This is a genomic window from Bacillus sp. FJAT-27251, assembly GCF_001273925.1.
Lineage (GTDB): Bacteria > Bacillota > Bacilli > Bacillales > Cytobacillaceae > Mesobacillus_B.
On sequence record NZ_LIGG01000001.1, the window covers coordinates 2,218,401 to 2,238,482 of the forward strand.

The window sequence follows — 20,082 nt, forward strand, 5'->3', positions numbered from 1 at the left end:
TTTTGTGGTTCAATACTTAATTCCTATACAGAATGGATGTGTCCTGGATGGTCTTAAGCATGACTGGCTTTGGACGGAGCAAGGCGGAATCCGCTCGGTTTGAAGTAACTGTGGAAGTGAAGACGGTCAACCATCGTTTTAGTGAATTTCACTTCCGAATGCCCCGCCAGCTTATGAAAGTGGAAGACAAACTGAAAAAAAATCTTGGCACATATATAAAAAGAGGAAGGGCCGAAGTCTATGTGACGCTTGAAGGGCAAGGAACGGCCAAGCGCAGTGTCCATGTGGACTGGGAACTTCTCGATGATTATATTCGCTACATAACCGAAGTCAAACATAAATACGGTCTTGCAGGTGAGCTTTCATTAAAGGATTTGTCCGGCAGGGAAGAACTCATCCAGATTGAAGAAACCGAAGCAGAGAATGATGAGCTTGAAATGCTCGTCCTTAAGGCTGCATCCGAGGCGGCAGGTGAGGTCAAATTGATGAGGCTTCGGGAAGGGGCTGCGCTCGAGAAGGACATCAAAGCGAATATCCACAGTCTCCAAAGGCATATCAGCCAGGTGAGGGAGTTTGCGCCTTCAGTAGTGGAACAATACCGGGAACGTCTTTCAAAGCGAATGGCCGAATTAGTCAGCGGCCACGCCGATGAAAGCCGGATTCTCACTGAAGCTGCCATATTTGCCGATAAAATTGACATAAATGAAGAGTTAACCAGGCTCGAGAGCCATATCGGGCAATTTTTTAAGATTTTGCTTCTGGAGGAGCCGGTTGGACGCAAGCTTGACTTTCTTGTCCAGGAAATGAACAGGGAAGTGAATACCATTGGCTCCAAGGCGAATGACTCGAATATTGCCAGAGAAGTAGTGGAAATGAAGAGTCTGCTTGAAAAAGTGAAAGAGCAGGTTCAAAACATCGAATAGCGTTTAGAAAGCCATGCAGACGGCCAAAATAATAGAATGGTGATTGGGGGACCATTATGGGGATTAAGCTTATCAATATCGGCTTCGGCAATATTGTTTCAGCCAACCGGATCATCTCGATTGTCAGTCCGGAATCCGCGCCGATTAAACGGATTATCCAGGACGCTCGGGACCGGGGTTCGTTGATTGATGCAACCTACGGAAGGCGTACAAGGGCAGTGATCGTAATGGACAGCGACCATGTTATCTTATCGGCTGTCCAGCCGGAAACAGTTGCACACCGGTTGAATGACCGCGACGAGATAATGGATGAAGGGTAGGATTTTATAAATGATTGAAAAAGGGTTATTGATTGTTCTTTCTGGCCCATCGGGAGTAGGAAAGGGAACTGTCAGGAAAGGGATTTTTTCCCAGAAGGATACTGCTTTTGAATATTCCGTTTCCGCTACAACGAGAAAGCCGCGTGAAGGGGAAGTCCATGGCGTGGATTACTTCTTTAAAAGCCGGGAAGAATTCGAAGATATGATCGCAAACGACCAGCTGCTTGAATATGCAGAATATGTTGGCAACTATTATGGTACCCCAGTCGAATATGTGCGGGAAACAATTGATGCCGGAAAAGATGTTTTCCTGGAAATTGAAGTTCAGGGAGCGGGCCAGGTAAGGAGGAAGTTCCCTGAAGGCCTGTTTATCTTCCTTGCTCCCCCGAGCCTTTCCGAATTGGAAAACCGGATTGTGACTAGAGGGACCGAATCAGAGGATCTAATCAGAAGCCGGATGAAAGCAGCTCGTGAAGAACTGGAAATGATGGAATTATACGACTATGTGGTCGAAAACGACGAAGTTGAACTAGCCTGCGAGCGAATCAAGGCAATTGTGGTTGCCGAGCACTGCCGCCGGGAAAGAGTACAATACCGCTATAAAAAAATGCTGGAGGTCGATTAATTTGCTATATCCATCCATTGATTCTTTATTGACGAAAATTGATTCAAAGTATTCGCTAGTGTCCGTGGCGGCTAAACGTGCGCGCAATATGCAGATACAGCATGATGCTCGTCTGGAAAAATACGTTTCCCATAAATATGTGGGCAAGGCGCTTGAGGAAATCCATGCCGATAGGCTGCATTTCAGAACAGCGGCCGGTGAGGAAAACGGAGAACAATAGGCCAATCAAAAACAACCTAAGCTGCTTAGGTTGTTATTTTTTTTCACGGGAGATGCTTCCTTTAAATTAAATTGATGAAAAAAATGCAGCAATCAATCATAATAAAAGCATAGAAAGCGACAAAACGGGGGTTCTGGTATGCTGAACGATAAAAAAATACTTCTGTGCGTGACCGGAGGGATTGCCGTCTATAAAGCAGCCGCGCTTACGAGCAAATTGACCCAGGCGGGTGCGAAGGTCAGGGTGATCCTCAGCAAATCTGCGGCAAAATTTGTTGCGCCGCTTACCTTTCAGGCGTTGTCACGCAATGAGGTTTATACAGATACATTTGATGAACAAGACCCTAAAGTGATTGCCCATATTGACCTGGCCGACTGGGCGGATTTAATTTTAATCGCACCGGCGACGGCCAATACGATCGGAAAACTGGCAAATGGGCTGGCCGACGACATGGTCACAACCACGCTTCTCGCATCAACGGCACCTGTCTGGATTGCGCCTGCGATGAATGTCCATATGTATAACCATCCGGCTGTAAGGAGAAACATGGGCATCCTTCAGGAGTTCGGCTGGCGCTTTATCGAGCCGGGCGAAGGCTATCTTGCATGCGGGTATGTTGGAAAAGGAAGGCTTGAAGAACCGGAGAGGATTGTCGAGCTCCTTGAGGCTCATTTCGCCGCAGAAGCTCCGAGGCCTCTGCTAAAAGGCAAAACGGTTTTGATTACGGCCGGGCCAACAAGGGAAAAACTTGATCCTGTCCGCTATCTGACGAACCATTCTACCGGGAAAATGGGCTACGCGATTGCGGAGGAAGCCAGGAAAATGGGAGCGCACGTCATTCTGGTCAGCGGACCGGTCGCACTGAAGCCGCCATTCGGAATTGAAGCAGTGAATGTAGAGAGTGCACAGGAAATGTACGAAGCGGTAATGAAAAATTATTCAGATGCAGACGTCGTCATTAAAACAGCCGCAGTCGCGGATTACCGGCCGAAAACCGTGCATGGCAAGAAAATCAAGAAGCAGGAAGGCGGACAGATGCTTGAGCTTGAACGTACGAAGGACATCCTCCTTGAGCTCGGGCGCCGGAAGCATCATCAGCTTTTAGTCGGATTTGCGGCTGAGACGGACAATGTCGAAGAATATGCACGCAGGAAGCTTGCGAAAAAGAACGCGGACATGATTGTCGCGAATAATGTTACGGAAGCGGGAGCCGGGTTTGGCACCGACACCAATATCGTGACATTGTACAAGAAGGATGGCAGTGAAGTCCATATGCCGCTAATGTCCAAGGCAGACGTGGCACGGAAGCTGCTGGCCGAAATTGCGCATCAACTTGAAAAGGACGGGCTTAAATGAAAATTGCGAGCGTCATTGTCGATGTTCCAGCCAAACAGACTGACAAAACGTTTGATTACCTGATACCTGAAAACCTGGAAAGTGTCATTGTTCCTGGCGTAAGAGTAAATGTGCCGTTTGGTCCCCGGAATATCCAGGGCTTCGTAACCGGAATAAAAACGGAATCGGAATTCAAGAAACTGAAAGAGATAGCCGGAGCGCTGGATTTGAAGCCTGTATTGAACAAGGAACTGCTCCTGCTTGGGGAGTGGCTTACAGAGCATTCGCTTTGCTACAGGATTTCTGCTTACCAGGCGATGCTTCCGGCAGCCCTGAAGGCGAAATATCAAAAAAAAGTGGTGCTCACCGAGGGGAGCAGCAGGGAAGACCTTGAGGAAGAAGCTAGGGATTTGTTTTCGGCTGGTTCCGAGGTAAGCTGGGAAGCTGCTGTTGAACAAAATCTTGTCAATCTCTTGAAAAGGGAAAGTGACAGGGGCCTGGTGGATGTTGTTTATGAAGTGAAAGACCGGGTCCGAAGAAAAAAACTGAAGCATGTTCTCCCGCTGGAAGACGCTGCTGGCCTTGCTGAACAAAAAGAAAGGCTGTCTCCCCAAGCGAAAGCCCAAAGAAGGCTGCTGGACTTTTTTCAGGAACATCCAGAGCCGGTGGAACTGAAGACACTTGTTGCCAATGGGTTTTCTCAGGCGGCCGTTAAGGCTCTCATCAAAGCAGGGATTCTTGGGGAGCGTGACATGGAAGTATACCGGGATCCATATGCCGGAAGAGAGTTCCAGCGCCAGGAACCGCTTGTACTGACAGAGGCCCAGGAAAAGGCGATCACACCAATTCTTTCCTCCATTGAAGAAGACCGGCATGAAGTGTTCCTGCTTTATGGAGTCACTGGAAGCGGCAAAACGGAAATCTACCTTCAGTCCATACAGCGGGTGCTTGAAAAGGGTGAGGAAGCCATTGTGCTTGTCCCGGAGATTTCCCTGACCCCCCAGATGGTAAAACGGTTCAAGGAACGTTTCGGCGATCTGGTGGCGGTTATGCACAGCGGGTTATCAGCAGGTGAAAAATATGATGAATGGCGAAAAATCCAGCGCCGTGAAGTGAAGGTCGTGGTTGGAGCACGCTCGGCCATCTTCGCTCCATTTAAAAACCTTGGAATCATCATTATTGATGAGGAACATGAGACAAGCTATAAACAGGAGGAAAACCCGCGCTATCATGCGAGGGACGTAGCCATCCACCGGGCGGCAAACCATCGGTGCCCGGTTGTCCTGGGCAGCGCCACTCCATCGCTTGAATCCTTTGCACGTGCCCAAAAGGGTGTCTATACCCTGCTGGGGCTGCCAAAACGGATGAATGAGCAGCCACTTCCCGAAGTTGAAATTGTCGACATGAGGGAAGAAATGCGCCAGGGAAACCGCTCCATGTTCTCGCGCAGCCTGTTTGAAAAGCTTGAGGACCGGCTTGCTAAAGGGGAGCAGACAGTATTGTTCCTGAATAAGCGGGGCCACTCCTCCTTTGTGATGTGCCGGGATTGCGGGTATGTAATCAATTGCCCAAACTGCGAGATTACACTGACCTACCACCGCTACCAGGAGCAAATGAAATGCCACTATTGCGGTTATGAGGAGCCTGTACCGGTGACCTGCCCAGAATGTACCAGCGAGCATATCCGCTATTTTGGGACTGGAACGCAAAAAGTGGAAGAGGAGCTGACAAAGCTGCTGCCTGAAGCCCGGGTCATCCGCATGGATGTCGATACAACCGGGCGAAAGGGATCGCATGAAAAGCTGTTGAACGCATTCGGGGAAGGAGCTGCCGATATACTCCTTGGCACCCAAATGATTGCAAAAGGCCTTGATTTCCCCAACATTACCCTTGTCGGAGTGCTGAGTGCGGACACGATGCTCCATCTCCCTGATTTCCGTTCATCTGAAAAGACGTTCCAGCTCCTGACACAGGTGAGCGGGAGGGCCGGACGCCACGAGCTTCCAGGGGAAGTGGTGATCCAGACCTATACACCGGAACATTACAGCATCGAGCTCGCCGGGACCCAGGATTTCCACCGTTTTTACCAACAGGAAATGATGGCGAGGAAGCTTCATAAATATCCTCCTTTTTATTATATTGCACTTGTCACCGTAAGCCATGAGGAATTGATGAAGGCCGTATCAGTCACGGAAAAAATCACACGCTACATCTCTTCCAGGCTTTCAAAGGAAGCCGTCGTACTTGGACCTGTGGCTTCACCAATCCCACGAATCAAAAATAGATATCGGTACCAATGTTTGATAAAATACAAAAAAGAACCGGAGCTAAGAACTTCCTTGAGACAAGTGCTCGATCGCTACCAGCAGGAAACAGCCAAAGAAGGACTGCAGATTTCACTGGATTTGAATCCATATATTTTAATGTGATGGTATGAGAACATTTTGTTTTGTGGAAACATTAAGGATAAGCATAGTATTGGAGGAACACGATTTTGCCAGTTAGGAAGATAGTAACGTATCCCGCAGACATTTTGAAGCAGGAGTGCGAGACAGTCATGGTTTTCGACAAGAAGCTTGGAAAACTGCTGGATGATATGTATGACACGATGATTGAATATGACGGTGTCGGACTTGCGGCGCCGCAGATTGGCATTGATAAGCAAATTGCCATTGTTGATATAGACGATTCCACGACTTATGAACTGATCAACCCCGTCATCACGGAGACTTCGGGAACACAAACCGGCCCTGAAGGCTGTCTGAGCTTTCCGGGACTGTTTGGCGAGGTGACTCGTCCCTATAAAATCAAAGTGAAGGCACAAAACCGCAAAGGCAAGTGGTTTGAGATGGAAGCCGAGGATTTTCTGGCAAGAGCCATCCAGCATGAAGTGGATCACCTGCATGGAGTGCTGTTTACAACCAAAGTAAGCCGATATCTGGAAGAGGAAGAATTGGAAGGGAGCAGTAAAGAATGACAAAAATCATATTTATGGGAACTCCCGACTTCTCTGTTCCTGTGCTTCAGCGGATCATAAGCGATGGCTATGATGTCATTGCCGTAGTTACCCAGCCAGACAGGCCGGTTGGACGGAAAAGGGTGCTGACACCGCCGCCGGTAAAAGTGGAAGCCGAAAAGCATGGAATCCCTGTGTACCAGCCAGAAAAAATCCGCCGGCAGGAGGAGCTTGAGCCAATCCTGGCGCTGAACCCGGATTTGATCGTAACGGCGGCTTTTGGCCAAATTTTGCCTAAAGCACTGCTGGAATCTCCGAAGCATGGGTGTATCAATGTCCACGCTTCGCTGCTCCCCGAGCTGCGCGGCGGAGCACCCATTCACTATGCGATCATCAACGGTGAAAAGAAAACAGGAATTACCATCATGTATATGGCAGAAAAGCTGGATGCTGGTGATATCCTTACCCAGGCAGAGATATCGATAGCGGATGATGACAATGTTGGCACCCTGCATGATAAACTCAGCACAGTGGGGGCAGACCTTTTATCAGAAACCATTCCAAAGCTTCTCGAAGGCAAGCTGACGCCCATCAAGCAAAACGATGAGGAAGCCACTTTTGCATGGAATATCAAGCGGGAGCAGGAAAAAATCGACTGGTCGAGGCCTGGTTCGGCCATCTATGACCATATTCGCGGCATGAACCCATGGCCGGTCGCCTATACCACTCTTGATGGTTCGGTAATAAAGGTCTGGAAGGCTGCGAAGACGGCTGCGAAAGATACCGCCGAGCCAGGAACCATCCTTGCTGTCGAAGAAGACGGATTTGTTGTTGCAACAGGGGATGATACGGCGCTCAAGATAACGGAGCTCCAGCCGGCAGGCAAGAAAAAGATGGAGGCAGGGCAATATTTGCGCGGTGCCGGCTCCTTTATAAAAAGAGGGTTGAAGCTTGGAGAGAACCATGAAGAATAACCGAAAAAAAAATGTAAGGGAAACAGCCCTGGAACTTTTGGAAAGCATTGAAAAGAACCAGGCTTACAGCAATTTGCTGCTTCATAATGCCATTGAGAAGAACAAGATTGATAAAAAGGATGCAGGCCTGCTGACAGAGTTGATCTATGGAACGCTACAGCGGAAAATGACGCTGGACTTTTACCTGGAGCCTTTTATCAAAAAGAAAGCCAAGCTGGAAAGCTGGGTTTTGCCGCTGCTGCGCATGACCTTGTATCAGATGGTCTTTCTTGACCGCGTACCGGACAGGGCTGCGATTCATGAGGCAGTTGAAATTGCAAAGCGCAGGGGACATAAGGGAATATCAGGGATGGTTAATGGGGTGCTTAGAAGCATTCAGAGAGAGGGAGTTCCGTCCCTTGAAAATATAGCCGATCCCGTCAAAAGGCTGGCAATCGAAACAAGCCATCCAGAGTGGCTTGTGAGAAGGTGGGCCAGCCAGTTTGGCCTTGGGAAAACGAAAGAAATGTGCGAAATCAACCTGACCGCCCCCCTGCAGACGGCGAGAGTGAACCTGACGAAAACTTCTGTAGAGAACTGTATCAGCAGGCTTGAGGAAGAAGGATTTACAGTTGAACAGAGCCAAATTGTGCCGGAAGCCATTAAATGCCTCCGCAGCAATCTGGCTTCGTCGCAAGCCTACAAAGAGGGACTGCTTACCATCCAGGATGAAAGCTCCATGCTGGCGGCCTATGCACTCGGAGTGCAGGAAAATCATAATATCCTGGATGCCTGTGCAGCGCCCGGTGGAAAGTCCACCCATATTGCTGAAAAGCTTAATCGATCAGGACAGGTTGTATCGCTTGATTTGCATGAGCATAAGGTGAGATTAATCGCCGACAATGCAGCCAGGCTTGGGCTTGCTAATATTGAAACGAAAAAGCTTGACAGCCGCAAGGTCCAGGAACTATATGAGCCTGAGTCTTTTGACCGCATCCTGCTCGATGCCCCATGCTCCGGCCTTGGAGTCATGAGGCGGAAACCTGATATGAAATACACAAAAAAAGAAGAGGATTTGACAAGGCTGCAGGAGATCCAGCTTTCCCTCCTGGACGCCGTCGCTCCCCTGATCAAGAAGGGCGGCACCCTGGTATACAGCACTTGTACAGTCGACCGTGCCGAAAACGAAGAAACGGTAAAAATATTTTTGGAAAAGCATGCCGGGTTCACAGGAGATCTTACATTGCCGTCAAAGATGCCTGAAGCGGTTCGTCCGCTAATCGACGGCTTTGAACTTCAAATCCTGCCGCAGGACTTTGGTTCAGACGGCTTTTATATCGCATGCCTGCAAAGGAAGGTGGATTAACATATGGAACAACGAGAAATGAAAACAAACAATGCAGCTAATGAAACCGGAAAGCCTTCCATCTATTCGCTTCAGCTTGAAGACTTAAGAGAATGGCTTGTGTCAGAGGGAGATAAGGCATTCCGTGCAGTTCAAATCTTTGACTGGCTTTATAAGAAGAGAGTCACATCTTTCGATGATATGACCAATCTCTCGAAATCACTTCGTGACAAACTGGAAGCAAGCTTTGTGCTGACGACACTGAATACAATCATCCAGCAAACTTCTTCCGATGGGACGATTAAATTTTTATTTGAACTCCAGGACGGAAAATCCATTGAAACGGTTTTGATGCGCCATGAGTATGGCAACTCGGTTTGCGTGACGACCCAGGTTGGCTGCAGAATAGGATGTACCTTTTGCGCTTCCACCCTTGGCGGCCTGAAAAGGAATCTTGAAGCAGGGGAAATCGTTGCCCAGGTTGTTAAGGTCCAGCTGGCCCTTGATGAAACAAATGAACGGGTCAGCTCAATTGTCATCATGGGGATAGGTGAGCCTTTTGATAACTATGACAATATGATGGCTTTTCTTAAGATTATGAACCATGAGAACGCACTGAACATCGGAGCAAGGCATATCACCGTGTCGACGAGCGGCATCATTCCGAAAATTTACAAGTTTGCCGAAGAAAATATGCAAATCAACTTTGCGATTTCACTGCATGCGCCGAATTCCGAACTGCGCAGCAGGCTGATGCCGATCAACCGGGCCTACAAGCTTCCGGACCTGATGGAAGCGGTACGCTACTATATTGAAAAAACCGGCCGCCGCATATCTTTCGAGTATGGACTCTTCGGGGGAGTCAATGACCAGGTTGAACATGCAGAGGAACTGGCCAAGCTTGTGAAAGGAATCAAATGCCATATCAATTTGATTCCGGTCAACTATGTGCCGGAACGCGATTATGTAAGAACCCCTAAAGCCCAGATTTTCAAGTTCGAAAAAACGCTGAAAGATCGTGGTGTGAATGTCACAATCCGCCGTGAGCAGGGCCATGATATTGATGCCGCCTGCGGCCAGCTTCGTGCCAAGGAACGGAAGGAAGAGACGAGGTGAAATTATGAACGCTGTTTTCATGACAGACAAAGGGAAAGTCCGGCTTCATAATGAAGATAATGGAGGGATTTTCACCAACCTTGAGGGCCAGCGCCTTGCCATCGTAGCCGATGGCATGGGCGGTCATCGGGCCGGCGATGTAGCAAGTGAAATGACAATCAATTACTTAAGGGAAAAATGGGAAAGATCCGGGAATATTGGCACAGCCGAGGAGTCTTACACCTGGCTCGAGACTGCAATCAAGGAAGTCAATGCCCAAGTATTCCGGCATTCCCAGGAAAACACCAATTGTGAAGGCATGGGCACTACTATTGTTGCGGCCATTTGCACGGCATTGTTCGTAACCGTTGCCAATATTGGCGACAGCAGGGCCTATATCCTGAACGAGACGGGATTTCAGCAATTGACTGAGGACCATTCCCTTGTCAACGAATTGGTCAGGTCCGGGCAAATTTCCAGGGAGGATGCCGAACACCACCCGCGTAAAAATGTACTCTTGCGTGCCCTTGGAACGGAAAACACTGTCGAAATGGATATAAAGACCATTATATTTGAAGATGGGGATATGCTGCTTCTATGCTCGGATGGATTGACGAACAAAGTAAGCCAGGAGGAGCTCTCCAGAATCCTCGCCCAGGACTGCACCCTGGGTGAAATGGCGTCAGAAATGGTGGGTCTCGCCAATCAAAATGGAGGCGAGGATAATATCACCCTGGCCATTGTGGGCTATTTAGACGCCTCAGAGGGCAGGTGAGGACATGATGATTGGGAAAAGAATTAGCGGTCGATACAAGGTTCTTGACATGGTCGGCGGCGGAGGCATGGCAAATGTCTATCTTGCCCATGACATGATTCTTGACAGGGATGTTGCTGTCAAAATGCTCAGACTGGATTTTGCGAATGATGATGAGTTTATCCGCAGGTTTCATCGGGAGGCGCAGTCAGCGACCAGCCTGACCCATCCGAATATCGTCAGTATATATGATGTCGGAGAAGATGACGGTTTATACTATATTGTCATGGAGTACGTTCCCGGGCAGACGTTAAAGCAATACATACAGACACATGCTCCGGTTCCTGTGGAAAAGACGCTCGATATCATGAAACAGCTTACCTCGGCAATTTCCGATGCCCACCACAACCATATCATTCATCGCGACATCAAGCCGCACAATATCCTTATCGATGCAAACGGGAATGTTAAAGTCACCGATTTTGGAATTGCCATGGCTTTAAGTGCGACGAGCATAACACAAACAAACTCGGTGCTAGGCTCGGTCCATTATTTATCCCCCGAACAGGCGCGGGGAGGCATGGCCAATAATAAGTCGGACATCTATTCACTAGGCATCGTCATGTTTGAACTGTTGACTGGCAGGCTTCCTTTTTCGGGTGAGTCTGCAGTTTCGATTGCCTTAAAACATTTGCAATCCGAAACTCCGTCCTTAAAAAGGTGGAATCCCCAAATTCCGCAAAGTGTTGAAAATATTGTCCTGAAAGCAACGGCAAAAGATCCGTTCCATCGCTATGATAATGTCGATAAAATGGAAGATGACTTACGGACGGCCCTTGATCCCGAGAGGTTAAACGAAAGCAAGTTTTCCATACCGGAGGATGATGAAGCAACCAAGGCCATACCGGTAATTACCCCAGACCGTCCATTCCGCAACCTTGATGAAACAGTGGTCATGGGGGAAGGGAAGGGAGAAAATCAAGGCCCAAAGGAGCCAAAGGAAAAGAAAAAGAAATCGAAGAAGGCAAAGAACGACGATAAGAAAAAGAAACGGAGATGGCCATTGATTCTAACGACCATTTTCGCACTGCTTGTGATTGGCATTTCTTTGCTTGTTTTAATGGGCCCGGACCTGTTTGGGCCAAAGGAAAAAACTGTCCCGCAAGTGGCCGGCCTGGATTTGGAGGAAGGTGTTTCCGATCTGATTGCCGCCGGTTTCATTATCGGGGATAAAAAAGAATTGAGCGATGATAATATTGAGGAAGGTTTTATTATCAGAACCAATCCGGGATCAGGAAAAGTAGTGAAGGAAGGCACCGTGATTGACCTTTACATAAGTACAGGCAAAGAACGTTTCGAACTTTCCGACTACCGCGGCCGTATGTATGAGGATGTTGCCCCCATCCTGGAAGAAATGGATTTCAGGGACATAAAGACAACCGAACAGCATGATGATAGTGAGCCGGGAACGATATTGGACCAAAATCATCAAGAAGGGGATGAAGTCATCCCCAGTGAAACGGTCATTGAATTTACAATCAGCAAGGGGCCCCAACTAGTAAGGTTGATTGATTTGACAGGACATACGGCGAAAAGCGTAAGCGATTATGCGGATACCACCGGACTGTCGATTGATATTACGGAAGAATACAATGAGGAAGTTGAAAGAGGCCTGGTGGTTTCACAGAACCCTCAGCCGGGAACGGAACTGAAAGAGGGCGGAAAAGTCTCTGTCGTGATTTCAAAAGGAGTGCAGGAAATCCCGCCGAAAGAAGTCACCGAGGAAATCACCATAGACTATGACGAGAGCCTTGAAGGGGAAGAAATGGAGGTTGTCATCTACATTCAGGATATGAACCGCAGTATGACAACGCCGGCAGAAACCTTCACCATTACCGAAACGATTACGAAAAAATTGGAATTTACCATAGCTCATGACACCCCAGGCGGTTATAAAGTTTTTGGAAATAATATGGTAATCGGCCAGGGGATTGTTGAATATCCGGAAGATTAACAACGAAACAGCGCTTGCGCTATTCGAAAAATCAGGAGGGATGCTATGCCGGAGGGCAAAATCATCAAAGCCTTAAGCGGCTTCTATTACGTTCTTGGAAAAGAGGGCCTCATCCAGTGCCGCGGCCGGGGCGTTTTCAGAAAGAATAAAGTCACACCGCTTGTCGGCGATGAAGTCAGCTATCAGGCTGAAAACGAAACAGATGGATATATTATGGAAGTGAAAGAGCGGAAGAATGAACTGGTCCGGCCGCCGATAGCCAATGTCGATCAAGCTATTCTTGTGTTTTCGGCTGTTGAGCCAGACTTTAGCACTGCTTTGCTGGACCGCTTCCTTGTGCTTGTGGAATACAACCATATACGTCCGCTGATCTGCATTACGAAAGTTGACTTGCTTGAAAATGGGATTGGAAAGCTTGAGCAGTATGCAGCCGACTACCGGAATGCCGGATATGAGGTTATACTTGCCTCTTCGGAAACTCAGGAAGGCCTGGAGGAGCTTTATCCTTACCTTGAAGGGAAAATATCGGTGTTTGCGGGCCAGTCGGGAGTAGGGAAATCCTCCCTTTTAAACGCGCTCAGGCCGGAGCTTGAGCTTAAAACCAGCGGGATTTCCCATCATCTTGGCCGGGGGCGCCATACAACCAGGCATGTCGAGTTGATCAAAATTGGCGAAAGCGGCCTTGTTGCGGATACCCCTGGATTCAGTTCACTGGAATTTACCGAGATTGAGCCTACTGAACTTAATTTTTGCTTTCCGGATATTGAACGGATAAGTGAAGATTGCAAATTCCGCGGCTGTCTCCACGTATCGGAACCGAAATGCGCGGTTAAAGCCGCTGTTGAAGCCGGTGTAATCCCGGAGTACCGATATGATCACTATAAGGATTTTTTGCAGGAAATAAAAGATAGAAAGCCGAGGTATTAGAAATGGTGAAAATCGCACCATCTATTTTATCAGCAGATTTCGCAAGATTAGGAGAGGAAATCCGGGATGTCGAACAAGGGGGAGCAGATTATATCCATGTTGATGTCATGGATGGGCACTTTGTTCCCAACATTACGATTGGACCTTTGATTGTGGATGCAATCCGCCCGGTAACCAAGCTGCCCCTGGATGTCCATTTAATGATTGAAAACCCGGATCAATATATCGAAGCATTTGCAAAGGCGGGAGCTGATTATATTACGGTCCATGTAGAGGCTTGCCGGCATTTGCACCGTACACTTCAGCATATCAAATCATTTGGGGTGAAAGCCGGGGTTGTCCTTAATCCCGCGACGCCAGTTGAAAGTATTCAGCATGTGATCGAAGACGTGGACATGGTCTTGCTGATGTCGGTCAATCCAGGATTTGGCGGCCAGAAATTCATCCCGGCTGTTTTGCCGAAAATCCGTCAGGTCAAGGATATGGCCGCTTCGCGAAACCCTGGCCTTGAGATTGAAATTGACGGCGGGGTAAATGGGGAGACAGCCAAACAATGCATTGAGGCAGGAGCATCTGTCCTTGTCGCCGGATCGGCAGTATATAATGCCAAAGACAGGGCCCAGGCTATAGCCGCCTTAAGAGGATAGACCAAAAGCCAGCCTGGAAGCTGGCTTTATTCCTTAGATAAGAAAGTATAAATTTTGGAATTTAGATAATTGTCTAGCTCCAGCGCCTAGCCCCTCGAGTCATAAGCCACTCCAGAATTGAAGGCAAAAAGCGCCTTCTATTCTGGAGCGTCTTATGCTGGTCGGGGCTGACCAAGGCGCTTGCGCTTTTCTTAATTTTTCAATGATAGAAGGGTGTGGGGATGAATGAAGATCAATATCCTGGGGGGAGGCCCGGAGAGTCTGCTTCCCGATCTGGAACAATATGATTCCACGGGATGTAAATGGCTCGGGGTGGACAGGGGAGTTTTTACCTTGCTCAATGCCGGGATACAGCCACATTATGCGTTTGGGGATTTTGATTCGGTTTCAGATGAGGAATGGCGCAGGATTGAGAGTGAGGTTGGCAACCTGATCAAGGTTAAGCCAGAAAAAGACGAGACCGATATGGAACTTGCTCTAAATTGGGCGCTTTTGCAAAAGCCGCAGCAAATCAACCTGTTCGGGGCAACAGGCGGCCGCCTTGACCATTTTTTTGGGAACGTCCAGATTTTGCTGAAGCCGGTGCTTGAAAATCATGATACGCATGTTGAAATCATTGACGGACAGAACCACCTGTTTGCCAAGGGTCCAGGGAGCTATTCCATCAACAGGAGGCTGGACAGAACTTACATATCTTTTATCCCGATAAGTCCTTCAGTGGAAGGGCTGACGCTCGATGGATTTAAATACCCGCTGTCGGGCAGGAATATTTCGCTCGGATCGACATTATGTATTAGTAATGAACTGGTCGGGGAACATGGTACTTTTTCTTTCTCGGAAGGCATATTATTGGTGGTAAGCAGCAGAGATTGAAAAGTCTTCGGCAATTATTTTTTATTTCCGAATATACATGTAAAGGGTGGAGTCTCCGACAGTTTGGCTTCGAGGATAGTGAGGAGGGACAATATGAAATTTTATACAATCAAACTGCCCAAAGTCTTGGGCGGCCTCGTCCGGGCAATGCTGGGTGCATTTAAAAAAGGCTGATAGATTACAGGCAGGGTATTTGTTTGCACCCGCTGCGGCGGGTGTTTTTATTTGGTGTCAATTAAGGGGGAGCAATTAAAAAAGCATCCGGAATCCGGATGCTTTTTTGCATAGAGCCAATTAGACTCTTTCGACTTTACCTGATTTAAGAGCTCGTGCAGAAACCCAAACACGCTTTGGCTTTCCGTCAACAAGAATACGAACCTTCTGAAGGTTGGCACCCCAAGTACGCTTGTTGGCGTTCATCGCGTGAGAACGGTGGTTCCCGGAGCGAGTGCCTTTACCTGTAACAACACATTTACGTGGCATGTATATTTCCCTCCCAACTTACAAATGCTAATACTATTTTCGCATGCATTAAGTGCATTATCGTCAGAACAGCCGAATGAACAATGTTACCTTTCTGACAGTCAAACATACTTTAATAATTTATCACACAACCTTTGTGATTGCAATAGCTACCAAAAAAGGTTTAAAGAAAAAAACCTTGACAGATAGCGGGGATTCTTGCTCAATAATAAGATGGGCCAGAATGTCTTTTAAATTGGGCAAGCTTATAGTAAAATGGCTTTAGTCATATGCAATTTTTCCAAGAGGGGGAACGACCAAATGTCCATCGAGCTAAAAACAAAGTACGGTCAAATCGATATATCAAATGATGTCATTGCTACCATTGCAGGCGGTGCCGCTGTCGATTGCTACGGTATTGTCGGGATGGCTTCAAGGCAGCAGCTGAAAGACGGAATTGCCGAAATACTCCGCAAGGAAAACTTTACACGCGGTGTTGTCGTTCGCCAGGAAAATGAAGAAGTACATATTGATATGTATATCATTGTAAGTTATGGAACGAAAATTTCCGAGGTAGCCCACATGGTCCAGTCAAAAGTGAAATACACTCTTGATAAAACGGTTGGCCTGGCGGTTGATTCGGTCAATATTTACGTTCAGGGAGTTCGTGTAACGAACCCGTAGTGAGGAGGAAAGATTTGTGTCAATTACAGTTCTAGACGGAAAGCGTTTCGCGGAGATGGTGATACAGGGTGCCAGCCACCTTTCAGCCAACGCCAAAATGGTGGATGCGTTGAACGTCTTCCCTGTTCCTGATGGCGACACTGGAACAAACATGAATTTATCAATGACTTCCGGTGCCAAGGAAGTAAAAAATAATGTCCAGGAACATATCGGCAAAGTCGGCATTGCGCTTTCAAAAGGCCTTTTAATGGGTGCCCGCGGAAACTCGGGAGTGATTCTTTCCCAGCTGTTCCGGGGTTTCTCCAAGGCGATTGAACAGAAGGACGCCATTAACGCCCATGAGTTTGCGCAAGCGCTTGAAGCTGGTGTCACAACAGCCTATAAAGCCGTTATGAAGCCTGTTGAGGGAACGATCCTGACTGTGGCCAAGGATTCCGCAAAAAAAGGAGTCCAGGCAGCCAAAAACCAGACGGATATTGCAGCCCTGATGGAGGAAATCGTGATTGAGGCAAAAGCCTCTTTGAACCGGACTCCTGACCTGCTCCCGGTACTGAAGGAAGTTGGCGTGGTGGACAGCGGCGGACAGGGACTTGTCCTTGTATATGAAGGATTCCTTGCTGTACTTAAAGGGGAGGAACTTCCGGAAGCACCTTCTTCCTTGGTCTCCATGAATGATTTGATCAGCGCCGAACACCACAAGAGTGTTCAGGGCCATATCAATACAGAAGACATCGAATTCGGCTATTGCACCGAATTCATGGTAAAGCTTGAAGGGAAAAGGGCGTTTACCGAGCAGCAGTTCCGTCAAGATCTAAGCCATTACGGAGATTCACTTTTGGTTATTTCCGATGACCAGCTTGTCAAGGTACACATCCATTCCGAACAGCCTGGTGAAGTCCTTACATATGGACAGTCGTACGGCAGCCTCATTTCGATGAAAATTGAAAACATGCGCCAGCAGCATACCGATATCGTTGGGCAGCCGGCACAGTCAGGGGGGGCGGAAAGTAAACTCCCTGCGGCCAAAAAGGAGTATGGGGTCGTCACCGTATCCATGGGGACGGGAATTGCCGAGCTGTTCAGGAGCATCGGCGCCAATGCAGTCATTGAAGGCGGCCAGACAATGAACCCTAGTACAGAGGACATTGTTAAAGCGGTAAAAGAAACAAATGCGCATAAAGTCATTATTCTGCCGAACAATAAAAACATCATCATGGCTGCCGAACAGGCGGCTGAACTTGCAGATGAGGATGTAATCGTTGTTCCTTCAAGGACCGTACCTCAGGGGATGTCCGCCCTGCTCGCCTTCAATCCGGGCACCGGGCTGGAGGAGAACAAAGATGGCATGACCGAAGCGATGAACCATGTGAAAACCGGACAGCTCACTTTTGCTGTCCGTGATACAAGCATAGAGGGCCTGGAGATTGAAAAAGGGGACTTTATGGGAATCGCGGAAGGAAAGATCATCCTTAAGGATAAAGACAAAGTGAAAGCAGCCAAAGACCTGCTGAAGAATATGCTGGATGAGGATGCCGAAATCCTGACCATTCTCAAGGGCGAGGATGCGACCCAGGAAGATGTTGACGGCCTTGCTGCCTACCTTGAAGAAGAGTACGGCGACTTGGAAGTGGAAATCCACGATGGCGGCCAGCCGCTTTATGCTTTTATTTTTGCGATTGAGTAACTAAAATAATAGTAGAGCCCGGGGAATAGAAGTCATTGGCTTCTATTCCTTCTTTTTTGGGAGAGTGCCGGGCGTGGACAAACAGAATGGGGAGGAAATGCAGCGAGGCCTTCCGGCAGGAAACTGGGGAAAAAGGATAGGCTGCACTTAACGTGACTGAACTATTGAATCAATCTGTTACCGCCATAAAGGGCATAGGGGCCGAAATGGCCGAGAACCTTGCGGATATGCATATACAGACCATAAAAGACTTGCTGGAACACTTCCCTTACAGGTATGAGGATTACCGGCTCAGGGATTTGGCCGATGTCAAGCATGAGGAAAAAGTGACAGTGGAAGGAACGGTTCACGGAGAACCTTCGCTTGTTTACCATGGGAGGAAAAAATCCCGCCTGACTGTCAGGCTCCTGGTCGACAGGTACCTGGTAAAAGTGGTGTTTTTTAATCAGCCCTATCTCAAACAAAAGATTGCTGTCAATGAAACCATAACCGTTACCGGCAAATGGGACCAGCACCGGCAGACGATCACGGCCAATCAAATGAGTGTCGGGGCTTATTCGAAAGATAAGGAATTGGAGCCCGTCTATGCCGTCAAAGGGAAACTGACTGTCAAGACAATCAGGCGGCTGATCAAGCTCGCATTTTCACAATTCGGCAGCCAGGTGGAGGAAATCATTCCTGCAGAATTGCTGCAGCAGTATAAGCTGATGAGCCGAAGGGATGCCTTGAGAGCCTTGCATTTCCCTTCAGGGGCAGATGAGGCAAAACAGGCCCGGAGAAGGTTTGTGTATGAAGAATTCCTGCTTTTCCAGTTGAAGATGCAAGCGCTCAGGAAGCTGGAGCGTGAGCAGTCTCCCGGGAATGCGCAAGCTTATGATCTTCCCAGGCTAAAAGAGTTTATCGAAAGCCTTCCGTTTCCGCTGACCAATGCCCAAAAGAGGGTGGTCAATGAGATTTTAACCGATATGAAATCTTTGTACCGCATGAACCGCCTCCTTCAGGGAGATGTGGGTTCGGGTAAAACGGTGGTAGCTGCCATCTGCCTGTTTGCCAGCATTACTGCAGGATTCCAGGGAGCACTGATGGTGCCGACGGAAATTCTTGCAGAACAGCATGCCGAGTCGCTTACGGCACTGCTTGCGCCTTTTGGAGTCACCTGCGAACTTTTGACCAGCTCGGTCAAGGGGAAGCGCCGCCGGGAAATTCTTGCGAAGCTTCAGGAAGGGACCATCGATGTACTGATTGGCACGCATGCCCTGATTCAGGATGAGGTCAGCTTCCGGAATCTTGGGCTTGTCATAACAGATGAACAGCATCGCTTTGGTGTCGAACAGCGGCGCATCCTCAGGGAAAAAGGGGAGAACCCTGACGTCCTGTTCATGACTGCGACGCCGATTCCAAGAACATTGGCGATAACGGTATTTGGTGAGATGGATGTTTCCATCATTGATGAAATGCCGGCTGGAAGGAAAGCGATAGAAACATATTGGGCGAAGCCGGAAATGCTTGACAGGGTGCTTGGATTGATGGATAAAGAGCTGTCGCAGGGAAGGCAAGCCTACGTTATCTGCCCGCTGATAGAGGAATCCGATAAATTGGATGTGCAAAATGCCATCGACGTTCACAACATTTTAAGCCTGCATTTCCATAACCGCTACAAAATCGGGCTGATGCATGGAAGGCTAGGTGCCGCTGAAAAGGAAGAAGTCATGAAAGAGTTCAGTTCAAATGAAGTCCAGGTCCTGGTTTCCACCACGGTGGTGGAAGTGGGAGTCAATGTGCCAAATGCCACCTTCATGCTGATCTATGACGCAGAGAGGTTTGGTCTGTCGCAGCTTCACCAGCTTCGCGGAAGGGTTGGCCGGGGAAGCGAGCAAAGTTATTGCATCTTGCTTGCCGACCCTAAAAGTGAGGTCGGCAAGGAGCGGATGACCATCATGACGGAGACGAATGATGGCTTTGTTTTAAGTGAAAAGGACCTTGAACTCCGGGGGCCGGGGGATTTCTTTGGAAGGAAGCAAAGCGGCCTTCCCGAATTTAAGGTGGCCGATATGGTGCATGATTACAGGGCGCTAGAGACCGCGAGGAACGATGCGGCCCTTCTGGTCAAGTCCAGGGCGTTCTGGCAGTCGGAAAAATACGCTGGCTTAAGGGAGCATCTGGCTGCAGCCGGTGCGCTGTCGGGTGAAAAGCTGGATTAAACAGTTAATTTTGATATGGGGCAGTATTGGGAAGAATGGCTTGTTGCCATATTTCTTCTTGCAA

General features: G+C 48.4%; 20 protein-coding genes. 19 read left to right on the plus strand and 1 reads right to left on the minus strand.

Annotated elements, in window-relative coordinates:
- The first annotated feature begins 47 nt into the window (after positions 1 to 47).
- From ADU22_RS10505 to spoVM, 16 genes are all read left to right on the plus strand, one after another.
- On the plus strand, positions 48 to 923 hold the full coding sequence (locus ADU22_RS10505) for a YicC/YloC family endoribonuclease (RefSeq protein ID WP_053362110.1): 876 nt from the start codon (positions 48 to 50) through the stop codon (positions 921 to 923).
- Between the two features lie 56 nt (positions 924 to 979).
- On the plus strand, positions 980 to 1,243 hold the full coding sequence (remA, locus tag ADU22_RS10510) for an extracellular matrix/biofilm regulator RemA (RefSeq protein ID WP_046522192.1): 264 nt from the start codon (positions 980 to 982) through the stop codon (positions 1,241 to 1,243).
- Positions 1,244 to 1,253: 10 nt separating this feature from the next.
- On the plus strand, positions 1,254 to 1,868 hold the full coding sequence (gmk, locus tag ADU22_RS10515; RefSeq protein ID WP_046522191.1) for a guanylate kinase: 615 nt from the start codon (positions 1,254 to 1,256) through the stop codon (positions 1,866 to 1,868).
- Position 1,869: 1 nt separating this feature from the next.
- Entirely contained in the window at positions 1,870 to 2,088 is a 219-nt protein-coding gene (rpoZ, locus tag ADU22_RS10520; RefSeq protein WP_053362111.1) for a DNA-directed RNA polymerase subunit omega, read from the plus strand.
- 138 nt (positions 2,089 to 2,226) lie between these two features.
- Positions 2,227 to 3,444 (plus strand): bifunctional phosphopantothenoylcysteine decarboxylase/phosphopantothenate--cysteine ligase CoaBC, encoded by a 1,218-nt coding sequence (gene coaBC / locus ADU22_RS10525; RefSeq protein WP_053362112.1) that lies wholly within the window; start codon positions 2,227 to 2,229, stop codon positions 3,442 to 3,444.
- Positions 3,441 to 5,852 carry a primosomal protein N' gene (priA, locus tag ADU22_RS10530; protein WP_053362113.1) on the plus strand — a complete coding sequence of 804 codons (2,412 nt, stop codon included), beginning with the start codon at positions 3,441 to 3,443 and terminating at the stop codon, positions 5,850 to 5,852. Before coaBC ends, priA begins: the two co-directional genes overlap by 4 nt.
- A gap of 65 nt (positions 5,853 to 5,917) precedes the next feature.
- Positions 5,918 to 6,400 carry a peptide deformylase gene (def, locus tag ADU22_RS10535; RefSeq protein ID WP_053362114.1) on the plus strand — a complete coding sequence of 161 codons (483 nt, stop codon included), beginning with the start codon at positions 5,918 to 5,920 and terminating at the stop codon, positions 6,398 to 6,400.
- Positions 6,397 to 7,353, plus strand: coding sequence for a methionyl-tRNA formyltransferase (gene fmt, locus ADU22_RS10540; protein ID WP_053362115.1), 957 nt, complete (start codon positions 6,397 to 6,399; stop codon positions 7,351 to 7,353). Before def ends, fmt begins: the two co-directional genes overlap by 4 nt.
- Positions 7,343 to 8,698, plus strand: a complete 1,356-nt coding sequence (rsmB, locus tag ADU22_RS10545; protein ID WP_053362116.1) for a 16S rRNA (cytosine(967)-C(5))-methyltransferase RsmB — start codon at positions 7,343 to 7,345, stop codon at positions 8,696 to 8,698. Before fmt ends, rsmB begins: the two co-directional genes overlap by 11 nt.
- Before the next feature lie 3 nt (positions 8,699 to 8,701).
- Complete coding sequence (gene rlmN / locus ADU22_RS10550) at positions 8,702 to 9,793, plus strand: dual-specificity RNA methyltransferase RlmN (RefSeq protein WP_053362117.1); 1,092 nt, start codon at positions 8,702 to 8,704, stop codon at positions 9,791 to 9,793.
- Between the two features lie 4 nt (positions 9,794 to 9,797).
- Entirely contained in the window at positions 9,798 to 10,547 is a 750-nt protein-coding gene (locus ADU22_RS10555; protein ID WP_053362118.1) for a Stp1/IreP family PP2C-type Ser/Thr phosphatase, read from the plus strand.
- Positions 10,548 to 10,551: 4 nt separating this feature from the next.
- Positions 10,552 to 12,540: a Stk1 family PASTA domain-containing Ser/Thr kinase gene (pknB, locus tag ADU22_RS10560; protein ID WP_053362119.1), complete on the plus strand. Its 1,989-nt coding sequence runs from the start codon at positions 10,552 to 10,554 to the stop codon at positions 12,538 to 12,540.
- Between the two features lie 45 nt (positions 12,541 to 12,585).
- Entirely contained in the window at positions 12,586 to 13,467 is an 882-nt protein-coding gene (gene rsgA, locus ADU22_RS10565) for a ribosome small subunit-dependent GTPase A (protein WP_053362120.1), read from the plus strand.
- A 2-nt stretch (positions 13,468 to 13,469) separates the two neighbouring features.
- Entirely contained in the window at positions 13,470 to 14,114 is a 645-nt protein-coding gene (gene rpe / locus ADU22_RS10570; protein WP_053362121.1) for a ribulose-phosphate 3-epimerase, read from the plus strand.
- Positions 14,115 to 14,339: 225 nt separating this feature from the next.
- Positions 14,340 to 14,987 (plus strand): thiamine diphosphokinase, encoded by a 648-nt coding sequence (locus ADU22_RS10575; protein WP_053362122.1) that lies wholly within the window; start codon positions 14,340 to 14,342, stop codon positions 14,985 to 14,987.
- Positions 14,988 to 15,080: 93 nt separating this feature from the next.
- A complete protein-coding gene (spoVM, locus tag ADU22_RS10580) occupies positions 15,081 to 15,161 on the plus strand; it encodes a stage V sporulation protein SpoVM (RefSeq protein ID WP_046522178.1) in 81 nt (26 codons plus the stop codon).
- A 120-nt stretch (positions 15,162 to 15,281) separates the two neighbouring features.
- Here spoVM and rpmB read toward each other — a convergent pair whose 3' ends face one another.
- Positions 15,282 to 15,470, minus strand: a complete 189-nt coding sequence (gene rpmB, locus ADU22_RS10585) for a 50S ribosomal protein L28 (protein ID WP_046522177.1) — start codon at positions 15,468 to 15,470, stop codon at positions 15,282 to 15,284.
- A gap of 300 nt (positions 15,471 to 15,770) precedes the next feature.
- Between rpmB and ADU22_RS10590 the strand changes: the two genes are divergently transcribed.
- The 3 genes from ADU22_RS10590 to recG all read left to right on the plus strand — a co-directional run bounded on the left by ADU22_RS10590 (position 15,771) and on the right by recG (position 20,018).
- Positions 15,771 to 16,133: an Asp23/Gls24 family envelope stress response protein gene (locus ADU22_RS10590; protein ID WP_046522176.1), complete on the plus strand. Its 363-nt coding sequence runs from the start codon at positions 15,771 to 15,773 to the stop codon at positions 16,131 to 16,133.
- Between the two features lie 16 nt (positions 16,134 to 16,149).
- Positions 16,150 to 17,817: a DAK2 domain-containing protein gene (locus tag ADU22_RS10595; RefSeq protein ID WP_053362123.1), complete on the plus strand. Its 1,668-nt coding sequence runs from the start codon at positions 16,150 to 16,152 to the stop codon at positions 17,815 to 17,817.
- A 152-nt stretch (positions 17,818 to 17,969) separates the two neighbouring features.
- Positions 17,970 to 20,018 carry an ATP-dependent DNA helicase RecG gene (recG, locus tag ADU22_RS10600; protein ID WP_053362124.1) on the plus strand — a complete coding sequence of 683 codons (2,049 nt, stop codon included), beginning with the start codon at positions 17,970 to 17,972 and terminating at the stop codon, positions 20,016 to 20,018.
- The last annotated feature ends 64 nt before the right edge of the window (positions 20,019 to 20,082 follow it).